Annotated in this window: 10 protein-coding genes; all 10 read left to right on the forward strand. The window is 39.3% G+C overall.

From position 1 onward, the window contains the following. Positions 1-173 precede the first annotated feature (173 nt). The 10 genes from AC3G7N_RS00535 (at position 174) to AC3G7N_RS00580 (ending at position 17,806) form a co-directional block, all read left to right on the forward strand. A complete protein-coding gene (locus AC3G7N_RS00535; protein ID WP_489420178.1) occupies positions 174-5,315 on the forward strand; it encodes a GH92 family glycosyl hydrolase in 5,142 nt (1,713 codons plus the stop codon). 211 nt (positions 5,316-5,526) lie between these two features. Beyond that, complete coding sequence (locus AC3G7N_RS00540; protein ID WP_489420179.1) at positions 5,527-6,255, forward strand: MurR/RpiR family transcriptional regulator; 729 nt, start codon at positions 5,527-5,529, stop codon at positions 6,253-6,255. Between the two features lie 126 nt (positions 6,256-6,381). Next, the gene (gene mngA, locus AC3G7N_RS00545) at positions 6,382-8,343 is read left to right on the forward strand and encodes a PTS 2-O-a-mannosyl-D-glycerate transporter subunit IIABC (RefSeq protein ID WP_489420180.1); all 1,962 of its coding nucleotides are present in this window, start codon (positions 6,382-6,384) and stop codon (positions 8,341-8,343) included. Between the two features lie 24 nt (positions 8,344-8,367). Next, positions 8,368-10,983, forward strand: a complete 2,616-nt coding sequence (gene mngB, locus AC3G7N_RS00550) for a mannosylglycerate hydrolase (protein ID WP_489420181.1) — start codon at positions 8,368-8,370, stop codon at positions 10,981-10,983. A gap of 67 nt (positions 10,984-11,050) precedes the next feature. Further along, a complete protein-coding gene (locus AC3G7N_RS00555) occupies positions 11,051-12,184 on the forward strand; it encodes a glycerate kinase (RefSeq protein ID WP_489420182.1) in 1,134 nt (377 codons plus the stop codon). Positions 12,185-12,238: 54 nt separating this feature from the next. Then, positions 12,239-13,195, forward strand: a complete 957-nt coding sequence (manA, locus tag AC3G7N_RS00560; RefSeq protein WP_489420183.1) for a mannose-6-phosphate isomerase, class I — start codon at positions 12,239-12,241, stop codon at positions 13,193-13,195. Between the two features lie 10 nt (positions 13,196-13,205). Continuing rightward, a complete protein-coding gene (locus AC3G7N_RS00565) occupies positions 13,206-14,114 on the forward strand; it encodes an ROK family protein (protein WP_489420184.1) in 909 nt (302 codons plus the stop codon). Positions 14,115-14,408: 294 nt separating this feature from the next. Continuing rightward, positions 14,409-15,419 carry a LacI family DNA-binding transcriptional regulator gene (locus AC3G7N_RS00570; RefSeq protein WP_489420324.1) on the forward strand — a complete coding sequence of 337 codons (1,011 nt, stop codon included), beginning with the start codon at positions 14,409-14,411 and terminating at the stop codon, positions 15,417-15,419. A 67-nt stretch (positions 15,420-15,486) separates the two neighbouring features. Continuing rightward, positions 15,487-16,830 carry an extracellular solute-binding protein gene (locus AC3G7N_RS00575; RefSeq protein WP_489420185.1) on the forward strand — a complete coding sequence of 448 codons (1,344 nt, stop codon included), beginning with the start codon at positions 15,487-15,489 and terminating at the stop codon, positions 16,828-16,830. A 61-nt stretch (positions 16,831-16,891) separates the two neighbouring features. Then, positions 16,892-17,806, forward strand: a complete 915-nt coding sequence (locus AC3G7N_RS00580; RefSeq protein ID WP_489420186.1) for a carbohydrate ABC transporter permease — start codon at positions 16,892-16,894, stop codon at positions 17,804-17,806.

Consider the following 17,806-nt stretch of genomic DNA (forward strand, 5'->3'; position numbering starts at 1 on the left):
ATGTGAAAGCGCTATCAAAGGAGGTGACTTATTAAGAAATTATGGGTTATATGTGACAGCACCCAAGATAATTGTCAAACGCACAAGCAGCACTACTACCACCACCACGAAGCTCCACTTACATACATCAGCAAAATAAGAACAAAAAATTTATTTAAGGAGGATATACGTGCATGAAAAATCGTTATGTTTCGAGAAGCTTTTCTCACTTTCTAATTTTGCTACTGGTTCTTCAAATGGTTTCCATTCCTGCTGCTCGTACAGTATCTGCAAAGGAAGCAAAAACAACCGACTTCTTTACTTCGTTTGAAGACGAAGATGATCCACCTACCTGGGAGAACACCGTAGAAACTGACAGCGAGGGAAATAAAATGTCATCCGGTATTATAGGGGGTGTTCCATATGAATCTATTCCAGGAGATATAACTTACCTAGTAGAAGAAGTCACAGCAAGTGATGATAACCCGCCAACGGAAGTTGCTTACAATTTAATAGATCGTAGTGATCAGACTAAATGGTTGGCAAATGAACCTGCTGCTTGGATTAAGTTTAAGTTCGCAGAGCCTGAAAAAATAATTAAATATGCACTTACTTCGGCTAATGATGCTCCAGGAAGAGATCCTCAAGCCTGGACGCTTTATGGTTCAAATAATGAGGAAAATTGGACGGAACTCGACACCCAAACAAAGCAAGAATTTGGAGATCGGTATGAACAAAAAATCTATGAATTTGAAAACGATAAAGAATATACTTATTATCGCCTTAACATAACTAATAACGCAGGGGACGATATTACACAATTAGCTGAGGTAGCTTTATCGAATGGTGAAGAAACGCAGCCTCCTGAACCATCTGATATGAAATCAGAAATTGGGGACGGAACGCAAAGTAGTTATACTGGTAAGACCAGAGCTGGATGGACAGGAGGGAAAGCTTTACGTTATTCTGGCAGTCATGTGGCAGAAGATAGAGCTTACTCTTATAATAAGATATTTGATGTAAATATTGAGGTTACTTCCAAATCCCAACTTTCCTATTACTTACACCCACAGTTTATGGATGAGGAACAACTTGATTATTCTAGTACCTATGTATCTATTGATCTTGCATTCACTGATGGCACATATCTTAGTGATCTTGGGGCAAAAGATCAGCATGGTATTGAATTAAATCCGCAAGCACAGGGAGATTCGGATACCTTATACCCGAATCAATGGAACTATAAATCATCTGTCATTGGAAAAGTAGCTGAAGGAAAGATAATCGACAGAATTTTAGTCGCTTATGACAATGCCCATGGTCCTGGGGTTTTTGAAGGCAGTATAGATGATATAAAAATCGAAGGTAATCCAGTAGAGGAAACATATGAAAGTCCTGTTGATTATGTGAATATATTGAGAGGGACAAACTCGAATTCTACCTTTTCTAGAGGGAACAACTTCCCTGCTGTAGCTATCCCGCATGGATTTAACTTCTGGGCACCTGTGACTGATGCTGGTTCTACCAGTTGGCTTTATTCCTATCAACAGGGGAATAACTCAGAGAATTTACCTGAATTGGAGGCATTTTCCCTTAGTCATGAAACAAGTCCATGGATGGGAGACCGTCAGACGTTTCAAGTAATGCCGTCAGCTTCCGAGGCACCAAGTGCTAACCGGAATGAACGGGCGCTTCCATTTAAGCATGAAAATGAAATAGCAAAGCCTCATTACTATAGCGTTTCATTTGAGAATGGAATACAAACGGAAATGACTCCGACAAACCGTGCAGCAATGTTTAAGTTTACTTTTACAGACGAGAACTCCAATCTCATTTTTGATAATGTAAATAATAATGGGGGATTGTCTTTAGATCCGGATAATAAGATTATTACCGGCTATACAGATGTAAAAAGTGGCGGTTCTACTGGAGCTACAAGGATGTTCATATATGCCTCTTTTGATAAAGAAGTAACGAATAGTGGAAAATTGACTGGCGAAAATAGGGATAATGTTGCTGGCTTTTATCAATTTGATACATCTGATGATAAAACAGTCACAATGAAAATCGCTACATCACTGATTAGTGTTGAACAAGCGAAAAGCAACCTTGAGCAAGATATAAAGCCAGCGTCAACCTTCGAAAGCCTAAAGGAAGAAGCTAAAGAAGCATGGGAAGAAAAATTGAATATTATTGAAGTGGAGGGAGCAAGCAAGGATGAGCTTACCACTTTATATTCTAACATGTACCGACTGTTCTTATATCCTAATATAGGGTATGAAAATACGGGCACAGAAAAAGAACCGAACTATAAATATGCAAGCTCATTTTCAGAACAAACAGGGGAAAACACACCAACAAAGACTGGTGCTAAAATCGTCCAAGGAAAGCCATTTGTAAATAATGGTTTTTGGGACACTTATAGAACTACTTGGCCTGCGTATTCCTTGTTTACACCAACAGAAGCCGGTGAAATGATCGATGGTTTTGTACAACAATATAGGGATGGGGGCTGGATATCTAGATGGTCTTCCCCAGGATATGCAAATATGATGGTTGGGACAAGTTCAGATGTGGCTTTTGCTGATGCATATCTAAAAGGAGTAACCAATTTTGATGTAGAAGCCTTTTATGAATCGGCCTTAAAAAATGCTGCGGTAGCTAGCAAGAATGATAGTGTAGGTCGGAAAGGTTTATCCTCATCGATTTTTAATCGATATACAAGCACTTCGACTGGAGAAGGTATGTCGTGGGCAATGGATGGTTATATCAACGATTTTGCAATTGCAAATATCGCAAAAGACCTGGCAGAGCAAGCGGATGAGTCTAATTCATATGATGAACAGTTTGAGGATGATGCCAAATATTACTCGGCACGAGCTCAAAATTATGTAGAAATGTTTAACCCTGACGCCAGTTTCTTTATGGGAAGAAAGCCATCAGGGGAATGGAGAACTACTGCCGAAAATTTCAATCCCGAAAAATGGGGTGGTGATTATACGGAAACAAACGCTTGGAATATGGCTTTCCATGTACCACAGGACGGTCAAGGACTGGCGAATTTATATGGAGGAAGAGATGGACTGGCAGAAAAATTAGACAAGTTTTTCTCAACTCCTGAGACAGCCACACATCCGGGACACTATGGTGGTGTAATTCACGAAATGCGTGAAGCCAGAGATGTAAGGATGGGAATGTATGGGCACAGTAATCAGCCTTCACATCACATCCCATACATGTATAATTATGCTGGACAGCCAGCGAAGACACAGGAAAAGGTCCGTGAGGTATTATCCCGACTTTATCTTGGAAGTGAAATAGGACAGGGATATTCTGGTGATGAAGATAACGGAGAAATGTCTGCCTGGTATTTGTTCAGTGCTGCAGGTTTTTATCCGCTACAAATGGGAGTACCTGAATATGCGATAGGGGCACCTTATTTTGAGAAAATGACTATTCACCTTGAAAATGGGGAGGATATCGTCATAGAAGCTCCTAATGTCAGTGATAAAAATAAATACGTGCAGAGCCTGGAGATAAACGGAAAAAGCTATGAAAAGTTAACTTTAAACCATGAAACACTCACAAAAGGGGCCACATTGAAGTTCGAAATGGGAAGTGAACCATCGAACTGGGGTACAGGTGAAGACGCATTACCAGTATCGAATACTGATACAGCAACAAACGGTACGTCTTTACAGTCTACTCCACTGAATGATTTGACGGATAGTAAAGAAGGAATATCCTATCATTCCGATAAAGGCGTGGCACAAAAGCTGTTTGACAATACTTCTAATACGAAGCTGACGTTAGAAAATAAAGATCCTTGGGTACATTATAGTTTCAAGAATGAAACTAAAAAATCATTCATGTATACGATTACTTCTGGTGAGGATGAAAAACAGGATCCGAAAAGCTGGGTATTAATCGGTTCAAAAGACGGCCAGGACTGGCAGATTCTTGATGCGAGAGAAAATGAAAACTTCAAGTGGCGTAATTTCACCAAACCTTTCGCAATTGAAAATCCTGGTGCCTATTTGCACTACAGGTTGGTGATTAAAGAAAACGGTGGTGGGTCCACTACTTCTATGGCTGAAATAGAATTGCTTGGTTATGGAGATTTACAGGAAAAACTTGATCAAGTAGAATCAATCTTTCAAGGATTTGTTGAATCCGGGGAAATTGACGGTGCACTGAAAAAACAATTGAAAACAAAGTTATCCCAAGCGAAAGATCACTATCAAAAAGGGCAATACAAGCAAGCAGTCAAGAAACTAGAAGACTTTTTGAAGCGTACGAATAAGAAAAATCCTGGTTCCATTTCTGATGAAGCAAAGGAGCAATTAAATGCTGATATCCATGCATTAATAGGAGCAGTGGCAAAAGTTATAAATGGTAGCAATCCTGGTAAAGGAAAATGGAATTATGATGATGAGGTAACTCAAGTACCGGTCTTTAAGTTATCTGAGTTAGAGATACCTTCTGTAGAACCTGGTGAAAATGCTGACATATCTGTTCAGGTAGAAAATATTGGCTTAATGGATGGAAATACACAAATTGATTTTTCTTTCAATGGAGAGCAGGTTGAATCAAGGACAGTCGAACTTGAATCCGGTGAAAATCAAACGTTAACATTTACCATTGAAAACGTTGAGCTCGGTATCCATCAGGTGAAGGTTAGTAATTTAACAGGGACACTAAAAGCTTTATATGCTGGGGAGCCTGTCTTATCACTTGAATTCAATGGAGAAAGTGGAACAATGGTGAAGGATTCTTCTCCTTATGATCACGACGGTACGATCAGCGGTAACGTAACTTTCAAAAACGGTCCATTTGGAAAAGCCATTGAATTAAATAGCGGTTGGGTTGAAGTGCCATCTACCGAACTATTAGATGGAGGAAGCGAACTGACAATAGCTTTATGGGTAAATTTAGACAATGCTCAAGTAGATCAAAAGATAATCGGTAAAACTAGCATTGGAGATGGGTATGTCTTAGGAGTGGATGGGGGCTTATATCCTGAAATGTGGGATGAAAATGGTAGTAGATTCTCCTTTAATCAAGGCAGTATTCCTTCCAAAGAATGGACTCATTTAGCAATGACGTGGAGCCAAAATGGTAATGCCATCGGTTATGTAAACGGAAAAGAAGTAGCTAACACTACGGCTGGTAATAGTCCAATTGCCTCCAGTGAAAGACCGTTCATAATCGGGGGAGCGCCATGGAATCCTAGCTCTCTTCAGACAAAAGGTATGGTTGATGAAGTGAAAATATATAAGCAAGCATTAACTAAGGAGGAAATTCAACAGATTTATACTTCTTATAATTTAGATTAAAGATTTAGCCGCAGAGAGATCTCTTTTCATCTGCGGCTTTTTATCGCAGTTTGACGGGCAGTAAAACCCCCCGTTGAATGAAGTTTTACTTTATATGACTATTTTCTCCATAAAACGGATTTATTAATCTGAAAGGAGTCGTGTTAGGAAGTGTTCGTAAATACATGTCATGTTATACTATTTTTAAAACGACCTACAGGGAGAGCAACGTATGGATTTACAGGATCGCGCTCATAAGTATGAGTACAAACTAAATGATACGGATGATCAAATTATTGCTTATATAGTTGAGAATAAATCTACTGTTATTGCTACGTCGATTCAGACACTTGCAAAAACGTTGTACACAGTGCCAAATACGATTACCCGTTTATCCAAGAAATTGGGGTATGATGGTTTTTCTCAGTTAAAGAATAATCTCAAGGAAGAAGTACAAGACAAAGAAATGGAGCCGGCGGAGAGTGTTCCTTATAATATGAAGCGGACCCTTGAGCTTTTAGATAATGAAATACTCTCTACCATTGCCAGAAAAATTCACCAGGCAGATCATGTATACATTTTCGGTGTGGGTGATACAGTTCCTTTTTGTGAGCTTTTTTCTACTCATCTTAAAATAGGTGGGAAGGCGGTTGAGTTTTTCCTGCATCGTCATGATGCTGTATATGCAGTTAATCATGCTACTAAACATGATGTTTTATTTCTTATCAGTATGTCTGGAGAAACGGAGCAGATACTGGAAATAGTTGATTTAGCCAAGTCAAAAGGGGTAACAATTATTTCCTTGACGCACTTTACCCGCAATACGTTACAGGATAAAGCAGACTATAAGTTTTTCTTCTATTCCCCTAAGAGAATGCTTGAGAACTACAATACTTCTGATAAAACACCTGTCATGCTCGCTTTGCAAGTATTATCAAACATTTATTGGGAAACTGTTTGATGTGTATAAATACACATGTAAACGGTTTCTTTTTATTATTTGGTGTACATGTATAAAGATGAGTAAACGCTTTCTTCTCCTGTGCTAAGATGAGGACAATTAATAATCGTTGAGGAGGCAAAAGTGATGAGATTACAACGTTTGACCTCATCTAACCTAATATGGACAAATCAATCTTTTTCTACTAAAGATGAAACAATTCAATTCCTAGTAGAACAGTTAAATAACAATGGTAAGCTCCACTCTAAAGAAGACTTTTATCAAGCTGTAATGGAAAGGGAGTCATTATCTGCTACAGGGCTAGAAGGAGGATTAGCCATTCCACATGGCAAGTCTTCAGCTGTAAAGGAAGCGGCTTTTGCGGTTGCAACGCTTGAGAAGCCGATAGCGGAGTGGGAGAGTGTCGATGAAAATAATCGGGTTGAACTCGTCATGCTATTAGCAATTCCGGACAATGAAGCAGGATCAACGCACCTGAATTTGCTAGCGGAGTTAATGACAAGGTTGGCCGATCCAGCTTACAAGGAAAGACTGATGCAAGCGAAAACAAGTAATCAGTTCTTTGATGCGCTTGATTTTGAAGAAGAGAAACAAGAAAGTAACGAACAACAAATGACTAAAACGATTCTTGCTATAACAGCATGCCCAGCGGGAATAGCGCACACGTATATGGCAGCTGAAGCTCTGATAAGAGCCGGTAAGGAATTAAATGTAAAAGTTATGGTTGAGAAACAAGGTGCGAACGGTATTGAAGATCGCCACTCAAAAAAACAAATTTCCCAGGCGGATGCCGTTATTTTTGCGGCAGATGTAGCTGTTAAAGATCAAGGGAGATTTTCTAAATTACCGCGCGTTACGACATCTGTAGCAACCCCTTTAAAAAATGCGAAAGGGATTGTGGAAGAAGCGATTGAGAAATCGAATCAATCTCCTAAATCTTCAAGAGACCATGAGGAGATAATGGAAGAAGACGAAGAGCCGGAAAGCAAATCTTTTAAGAAAGAAATAAAAGATTCTATTATGACTGGTATTTCGTACATTATCCCGATCATTGTAGCTGGTGGAATGACGCTTGCCTTTGCTGTGTTGGTTTCACAAGCCTTTGGATTACAGGATGTCTACGCAGAAGAAGGTTCATGGCTATGGTTGTTCCGTCAATTAGGCGGTTCCATGCTTGGTACCTTAATGGTTCCAGTTCTAGCTGCTTACATGGCTTATTCTATTGGTGATAAGCCTGCACTCGGACCAGGTTTTGCCGCTGGTATCTGTGCGAACTTAATTGGAAGTGGCTTTTTAGGTGGTATGCTTGGTGGTATTCTAGCTGGTTATATCATAAAATTTTTGAAAAAACATGTACAAACTTCTGGTACGTTTTCAGGTTTTGTGAGCTTTTGGCTTTATCCGGTTGTAGGAACGCTTTCTGTTGGTGCAATCATGCTATTTGTTGTTGGCGAGCCATTAGCAGCACTAAACAGTGGGTTAATCAGCTGGCTTGAAGGATTGTCAGGTGGAAACGCTATTTTACTTGGCGTAATTCTTGGGGCAATGGTATCATTCGATCTCGGTGGCCCAGTGAATAAAGCAGCTTACGCATTTTGTATTGGAGCAATGGCAAGCGGCAATATTATGCCATATGCTGCATTTGCTTCCGTCAAAATGGTGTCAGCATTTGCTGTAACAGGAGCTACAATTATCGGTAAGCAGTACTTTACAAAGCCTGAACAAGAGGTAGGTAAACAAACGTGGCTTCTTGGGCTGGCCGGAATTACTGAGGGAGCTATCCCGTTTATGATTAATGACCCGCTTCGAGTAATTCCTTCACTTGTTGCTGGTTCAGCTGTAACAGGTGGAATCGTAGCCTATTTTGGAATTGGACTAAATGTTCCAGGGGCAGGAATCTTTTCATTAGCCCTACTGGAAGGACAGCCACTAATTACAGCTGCTAGTGTTTGGCTTGGTGCTGCTATCCTAGGTGCATTTATTTCCATGGTTTTACTAATAATCACACGTAAAAATAAATTGAAGAAACAATCAAGAACAGCATCGCAGGCTGAAGAAAATGTACAAATGGAAACAGCCGTAAACTAAAAAGTTATAAGGGTAGGGATACGTATGAAGCAGGTACACATCGTACCACATATGCATTGGGATCGTGAATGGTACTTTACTACAGAGGAATCACGTATTTTACTTGTTAACAATATGGAAGAAATCATGGATCGTCTAGAAAATGATCCTGACTATCCTTATTATGTACTTGATGGACAGACCTCCATTTTAGAGGACTATTTCGCTGTGAAACCTGAAGCAAAGGGGCGCGTTAAGAAGCTTGTTCAAGCAGGCAAGCTCATCATAGGTCCATGGTATACGCAAACAGATGAAATGGTTGTAGGCGGCGAATCAATCGTACGGAATTTATTGTATGGAATCAAGGATAGCAAGGAGTTTGGTAGTCCAATGATGATTGGCTATCTTCCTGACTCCTTTGGACAATCCGCTCAAATGCCGCATATTTTAAATGGTTTTGATATTAAATACACCATTTTCTGGCGTGGTACATCTGAACGGCATGGTACGGATAAAACGGAATTTTACTGGGAGTCGAATGATGGATCAAAGGTTCTTGTTCAACTGCTTCCACTCGGTTATGCTATCGGTAAATATTTACCACAAGATGAATCTGCCTTAAAGCAGCGGATGGAGAAGTACTTCCCTGTACTTGACCGTGGAGCTACGACGGATCATACGATACTTCCGAACGGTCATGACCAGATGCCGATCCAAAAGGATATCTATGAAGTTATCGAAAAGCTTGGCGAGTTGTATCCGGATCGTGAATTTTTCCTAAGTAAATTTGAGAACGTGTTTGCTGAAATCGAACAGCAAGCGAACTTGGCTACGTTGAATGGTGAATTCTTGGACGGTAAATATATGCGTGTTCATCGAAGCATTTATTCCACTCGGATGGATATTAAAGCAGCAAACACACGTGTTGAAAACAAAATCACGAATATACTAGAACCATTAGCTTCCATGGCCTACGATTTAAGTTTCGAGTATCATCATGGTTTAATAGAATTGATTTGGAAAGAAATAATGAAAAATCATGCGCATGACAGTATCGGTTGCTGTTGTTCTGATAAAGTTCACCGGGAAATAGCAAACCGATTATTTTTGGCAGAAGAGAAAACGGATCAGCTTATCGAATTTTATAAGCGGCAGATAGTGGATTCGATGGAAGCAAATAATGACATGGACCGCTTAACGTTGTTTAACTTCCTTCCTTATAATCGGGAAGAAGTCGTAACGACCGAGATTATTTCGAAATACAATGCATTTTCATTAGAAAATGAAGCGGGAGAATCGATCAGTTTTGAGATTCTTCAAGCTGAGGAGATCGATCCGGGCCTGATTGATAGACAAATCGTCCATTATGGAAATTATGAGCCATTTATTAAGTATAAAATCCAGCTTAAAGAAGCACTGCCATCCATGGGGTATCGAACTTATTTTGTCAAAGAGGTTGAAGATGCCGTGGGGAATAGTTATCAGGATAAGCAAACCATTGAAACGGATTATTATACCGTTTCCGTTAACGAAAATGGGACATTAAAGATTTGGGATAAACAGGTCAAAAAGTCATTTGACCAAGTACTTCTTTTAGAAAACGGTGGCGATGACGGAGATGAATACGATTATTCACCTTTAGAAAACGAAGATCTTATCTTCAGTAACGATGTGGTGGCAACTGTTTCACTTAAACAAAACGATTATGCAGCTAATATTGATATCTGTTACACGTTATCCGTGCCTGGAAACATCGAGGAGAGAAAGTCTGGAGAAGAGACTAGTCATGTAGATGTCAGGTTTAGTCTATTTATTCCAAACCACAAACCGATCATTGACGTTTCGTGCGAGTTGGACAATTTTGCAAAAGATCATCGCTTGCGTGCGTATATTCCAACAGGACTAAGTTCAATTTTCTCCGTTGCTGACAACCAGTTTGGACATATTAAAAGAAATGTCTACGACTCAGCGATGGATGTATGGGAGAAGGATAATTGGAATGAGCGCCCGGATGCTATCTACCCTATGTTGAACTATGTCGGGTTATCAAGTGAAGAGTATGGTATAAGTGTGCTTACAAATAGTACACGGGAATATGAAATTGTTGGCGAACAGTATGATACAATTGCCTTAACTTTATTCCGAAGCATCGGTCATTTAGGTAAGGGCGATATGCTGCGCAGGCCAGGCAGACCTTCAGGAATTAAGCTTCCTACCCCAGACTCGCAAATGCTTGGAAAGCTTAACCTGGATTTCGCATTGGTTTCACATAAGGGAAATACACTGGATGCAAATGTGGCTAAGACAGCCAACGAATATCTAACACCTGTGCATGCATACAACAAGATTCCTTATAATGCGATGAAGTTAAATGCTTCAGGGATTGAGACTCCTCTTTCCTATCAGCTTTTAAAAGAGGAAAGCTCTGCGGCTGTTCTAAGTACGTTAAAGAAATCCGAACAGGAAAACGCGTTAGTCCTTAGGGTGTTTAACCCATCCGATAAAGCAGTTGAGGCTAGTTACCACATTGAGGGTGACGTGAAAGAAGCTTGTCAAACCAATTTAAATGAGGTTCCACAGGAAAAGCTGGCTCATAATCAAGGTACCATCCATATTCCATTAAAAGTAAACCAATCACAAACGATTTCCATAAAAAGATAGAAACTAGCGGCCAGAGAGTAATATCTCTGGCTTTTAATCTATTAATCATTTAGTTGGGGGAAGATTCATGAAAGTTGTATTAGCACCAGATTCATTTAAAGGAAGCATTAACTCGATACGAGCTTCCGAAAAGATGGCTGAAGCGATAACCTCTATTAATCCAAGTATTGAAGCAATACTCAAACCAATGGCCGATGGAGGGGAAGGTACATTGGAAGCATTATTAAAGGCAACTGCCAGTAAGAGCGTTCCCCTTTTTTGCCATGGGCCATTAGGTGAAGTCTCAGAGAGCTATTTTGCAGAAATTGAAAATCAAACTGCTGTAATTGAATGTGCAACTATTGCGGGATTACCGTTAGTGCCTTCTGGTCAAAGAAACCCTGATTCCACAACAACATATGGAATAGGGGAAGCAATTCTATGTGCATTAGACAGAGGGAATAAGCATTTGATTATTGGTCTTGGTGGTAGCTCGACAAATGATGGTGGTCTAGGAATGCTACAGGCATTAGGGATGAAAGCGCTCAATGCCAATGGTCAACATGTAGGTATATTTGGCAGAGACCTATTGGACATTGAAGCGGTCGATTTCAGTGGTTTGGACCCGCGGCTAATGGAAGTTACTATCCAAGTTGCTTGTGATGTTGACAATCCATTAACAGGATCAAACGGTGCCACGTATGTGTATGGGCCGCAAAAAGGGGCGACGCATGATCAACTGCAAGTATATGATCGTGCATTAAGTAGGTACGGGCGGTTAATGGAGGAAGCATGTAATCATTCGCTCGCAACTGTTAAGGGAGCTGGCGCGGCTGGTGGTCTAGGTTTTGCCTTGCTGGCAATCGGAGCTAAGTTACAGTCTGGAGCAAAACTTGTCGCAGACGCCATTAAACTTGGGGAAGCTATTAAGTTAGCTGATCTGGTAATAACTGGTGAGGGACAGAGTGATGAGCAAACCTTATACGGCAAAGCACCAGGCTATGTGGCAGAGCTAGCAGCAGCGTATGGCAAACCGACCATTCTTTTATCAGGAAGTCTGGGTGGAAATGCAGATAAACTGAACGCTGTTTTTGCAGGCTGCTTTTCAATTGTTCCCGGCCCAAGAACTTTGGAGCAGTGCATGGATAACGGAGAATCTTATTTGTATAATGCTACTAAGCAGCTTATTCATGTAATACAGAAAGTCGTAAAATATGAATAAATGGCAAAAAACAGGTAGAATGACACTATATTAATCTAGATGGAGGCATACATGATGTACAAGGAACCAATTTTTTTACAACCCGTTTTTCAAGAAAGAATATGGGGCGGGAAAAAACTACAAACAGATTTTAATTATACGATCACGTCTGAAACTACTGGTGAAGCATGGGTGATATCCGCACACCCAAATGGCCCTAATCGTATAACCAATGGTCCACTGGAAGGAAAAACGTTAGCAGACATTTGGAAAGAAAATGGGGAGTTATTCAATAAAGCGTCTACTAATATGGAAGATTATCCTTTATTAGTCAAAATTCTTGATGCTGATGCAGATCTGTCTGTACAGGTGCACCCAGATGATCAGTTCGCGAGTGAAGTGGAGCATCAAGCCTATGGTAAAACAGAATGCTGGTATGTGCTTAGTGCAGATCCTGATGCGGAAATTATTTTAGGACATCATGCCAGTTCACGGGATGAGTTGGAGAATAGGATGGACAGCGGGGACTGGAGTGCATTATTGCAACGTGTAAACGTACAAGCAGGGGACTTTATTTACGTTCCAAGTGGTACAATTCACGCAATAGGTAAAGGGATCGTTATTTTAGAAACACAGCAAAGCTCTGATATAACATACCGCGTATATGATTATGATAGGGTTGATACCAAAGGCGAAACAAGAGAATTACATCTAGAACATGCGAAACAAGTGACTACTGTTCCACACCAGTCAGTAAACGTGGCCCAACAGGTAAAAACGAATGAAGGATTGACTGCTAAAAAGTTAGTAAAAGAAAACTATTTCACTGTCTATCATTGGCAGCTGAATGGCAAGGTTAATCAGCGATTAGAAAATGATTTCCTGCAAGTCAGTGTGATAGAGGGTGAAGCAGATATAACAGTTGACGGGAATACTTTTACTATAGAAAAAGGAAGTAATTTTATTTTGCCTTATACGGTAAAGGAATATGAGTTGTCTGGGAATGCGGAGTTTATTGTTTCGCATGCATAGGGGGGATAAGATGCACTATTCCATAGGTGTAGACATAGGTGGTACAAAAGTAGCTTTGGCAGTAGTAAATCAAGGTGGAACTATCGTTCATGAATCTATTATTCCGACAGATCTAACTATTACGCCCGAAGCATTGATAGAAAGAATTAATTTAGAAATTATAAATTTGATCAATCAATCTAGGGTCCCTAAAGAACAACTAGTGGGTATTGGGATTGGTGCACCTGGACCTTTAGACAGCAAGAGAGGTATTATTACATGCCCACCAAATTTAACGAATTGGATTAATATCCCAATTAGAAAGTTAGTTGAGGAGTCGCTATCCATTCCTGTTACGTTAGAAAATGATGCCAACGCTGCGGCTCTAGCAGAAAAATGGGTCGGTGCTGGTCAAGAGAGTGATAATTTTACCTATATAACGATAAGTACTGGAGTTGGGGCAGGAATTATCGTTGATGGAAAACTGCTCAGAGGCGATAGAGGGAATGCAGGGGACATTGGGCACACAGTGGTTGATCCATCATTTGGACAATGTGTTTGCGGGCAGTATGGCTGTCTGGAATCGATTGCCTCAGGTACCGCCATCGCAAAGCGCGGTTCTGAAATTATGGGGGAAGATTTATCGACAAAAGAAATTTTTGCCCTTTATAACAAAGGAAATCCATTGATTGTTGATTTTATTGAGCGAGTATTTCGCGTATTGGGTGTAGCATGTGTATCTGTAATAAATACGCTAGACCCTGACAGAATTGTAATTGGGGGTGGAGTGTCAAAAGTAGGAGGTCTATTATTTAAATCCGTTCAAGCTTATGTCAGTCAATATGCTTTAAATCCTACAGGACGTGAAACTGAGGTTGTTCCAGCTAAGTTAGATCAGGATGCTGGTGTTATTGGAGCGGCGAGGTTGTGTTTTGAATAGTAGTTTGGTTTCTTAGAGCATTTTCATAAGAATAAATGATGAAAATTGGTGATATTCTAAATAATTAGATATTCTATTGACTACATACAGAAAAGAAAGTATAATTAAGAACCAGGAAAACGTTTTCCCGATTTATGGAAAATAACCTAGCAATATAGTAGATTCAATGGGAATTGAAAATCTTTCATGCAATTTTATCTCTTTTTTTTACTTTTCCAGGAAAACGGTTTCATATAATAACTTACTTAATAAACTTGAATAGGGGGAGGTAATATAAAAACTTCAATTAAGGAGATAGCAGTACTAGCAAATGTATCTGTGTCAACTGTTTCAAGAGTATTAAATAATAGTAAGTATGTAAGTGATGATCTTAAGAAACGGGTAACTGCTATTGTAGAAGAAACTGGTTTCAAACCCAATTTAGTAGCCAGAGGTTTAGTAAACAAGAAGACAAAACTGATTGGTGTTCTAATTCCCAGAATATCAAACAATTTTTTCTCGATGCTAATTGAAGGAATTGAAGAACTAGCGCAAACTTATGGGTACGATATTTTGTTAGGTACTTCTAATAACGATATGAAGAAAGAAATAGACTACTTAAATATTTTTGAAGAAAGACAACTGGATGGAATTATCTTTTCGGTTACGGAATTTACTAATCTTCATAAATCTTTTTTTGAAAAAACGTCAGTTCCAACCGTATTTGTAGGTCAAAAAGTAGATCAACAGGAAAAGTATCCGTATGTAACGATTGATAATATTAAGGCTTCCTATGAAGCTACTAGGTATCTCATTAACCAAAATCATAAAAGAATTGCCATAATGGGTGGGCCGGAATCAGACCTTGCGACTGGTGAAAATCGTTTACAAGGATATAAAAAGGCTCTAATTGAAGCAGGTTTACCAATTAATCCTGCTTGGCAAACAAGGAAGTTTCATACCATTGAAAGCGGATACTATGCTGCCAGCCAAATAATATCCCAAAATGATAAGCCTACAGCGATCTTTTCCTGTTCGGATCAACAGGCATTAGGTGCAGTGAATTATTTACAAGAACATGGTTACCGGATTCCTGAGGATATATCGGTTATGGGTTTTGATGATATTGATTTAGCTTCACTATTCAAACCAAGACTAACTACAATTAAACAAAATCCAATTGATATTGGTACTACTGCCATCAGACTATTAATTGATCAGATACAAGAAAAACCAGTACAAGCTATGGAAAACTTAGTCCCTTATCGATTAGTTGTTCGTGAGAGCACCAAATTCTATCATGCTGGGATTACATCTGAGATTTAGAGCTATCTCACTATAATGAAAGCGTATTCAATGTCTAATAAAGAAGAAAAATTAAGGAGGAATACTAATGTTAAAAAGATTATTACTTGCAGGTATGGCTGCCACTACTTTTGTTGGCGTAATAGGTTGTAGTGATTCGTCCGAACAGTCTTCAGCAGACAATAGTGGTAAACAAGAATTGACGGTTACCTATCCAACATGGTGGGAGGACTGGTTTAAAGGTTTAGAAAAGGATTTCGAAAGTGAAAATAAAAAGGTTGATGTCAAATTGATTCCTCTTCAAGGTGACGTTACCACAAAACAGGCAATGATGATGAAGTCACCTGAGACTTCTCCGGATGTGGCTGTTGAAGATACATTTATCATAAATTCGGATGTTAATGCGGGCTATCTTCAACCAATGGATGAGGTAGTTAACGGCTGGGAAGACTGGGACAAATTTGAGGAAAAAATAAAGCAGGGTGTTACTGCAGAAGATGGAAAAGTGTATGGAGTGCCATTTAGTACAGATGTCCAAGGTTTATGGTATAACAAAGAGTTATTTAAGGATGCTGGTCTCTCAGTACCATTTGAACCTAAGTCATGGGAAGAAGTTTTACATGCCGCTGAAGTTATCAAGGATAAAACAAACGATGTTATACCTTTGTTCACCTATGCAACAAAAGCAACAGGTGAAGCAACTTCTATGAGAACTTTCCAAGTATTATATAGCGGTACCGGATCCAGTCTATATGATTTTGAAACAGGTAAATGGGTTGTAGATCCTAAAGCATTAAAAGACACTTTTGGATTTATTGATTCTGTTTTTGAAAATGACCTTGGACCAAGTTTAAGTGTAGCCTCAAATAGCCAAGTAGCGAACCTTCTGGCAGAAAATTTAATGCCTAATAATGAAGTTGCTATGGTAATGGATGGTAATTGGGTTGCTGCTACTTGGAGGGAAGGTAGAGCAATGCCTTGGCCTGAAGCATTAGAAACTTGGGCATTCATTCCATTTCCAACTCAAAAAGGTCAAGATCCAGGTTATACATCAATGTCAGGTGGCTGGGCATTGTCAATACCTAAAAATGCACAGCACGAGGACCTGGCAGCAGCGTTTATTAAGATGGCAGTTGATGAACAGCATCAACTTGAATATGTTAAACAAACTGGGGACATGACGGTTCGTAAAGATGTTGCCCAAAAAGAAGAATATATAGAACAACCGGTAAGTAACTACCGTGAAGCAGGAGAAATATTAAAGTATACAAATTTCCGACCTGCTGTAGATCAATATCCAGCAGTCTCAACATTTATTCAAGAGGTAGTTGAAAGTGTTGCGTCAGATAGTGCTACTCCTGAAGAAGCAGTGAAAAAATATGAAACAGGCCTGAACCGTATTGTTGAGGAAGATAACGTAATTACTAAATAATAACCACCAGACCAATTCCGAAAGGTTTTGGTCTTCATTTCTTCCAATTGGGGGGTCCAGCATGATGTTAAATGAAAACACTATAAAACCTAAACAAACTAAATTTATAAAGAATAGTAATTTGCGAAAAACATTGTTATTTTTATCACCATCTCTAATTTTATTATTAATATTTTTTATTGGTCCTGTTATCATGACCTTCATTTTCGCTTTTACGAATATGTCCTTAACAGGTGCTTCCGCACAACATGTTGAGTTTATCGGATTCCAGAACTTTGTCAATATGTTTAAAGATCCAAGCTTTAAAATATCTTTAATTACTACCATGGTTTTCCTACTATTCTCTGGAATTTTAGGACAACAAGTACTTGGATTTTTACTTGCTGTTTTGATGAAGAGTAAAAACAAAACCTTTCGTAAATTTGTCGGAGGAACTGTTATGGCCGGTTGGGTTACTCCGGAAATTATTGTTGCATTTACATTTGTATCCTTTTTACATGATGGAGGGACGCTTAACCAATTTCTCGGAAACTTCGGGGTTGAACCAATATCTTGGTTATTCACTTATCCCATGGCTTCTGTAGTTGTTGCTAACATTTGGCAAGGATCTGCACTTTCCATGCTGATGTTCCAAGCGGCGTTAGACAATATTCCAGATTCTGTGGAAGAAGCGGCTATGATTGATGGTGCAAGTCGGTGGCAACGATTATGGAGAATTACAATTCCGATGATTAAGAATACAATTTTCACCAACCTGGTTATCATTACATTAGGGACTCTCGGAGTGTTTACGCTGATTTATACGATGACCGGTGGTGGTCCTGCAAAAGCGACTTCAACTTTGCCGATTTATATGTATGAACAAGCATTTGTAAATTACCAATTGGGTTATGGCACAGCTATATCACTTGTAATACTATTAATCGGAATAGTATTTAGTTTAGCTTATATTAGACTGTTAAAGACAAATGATTAA

This window comes from Virgibacillus carmonensis, from assembly GCF_057836705.1.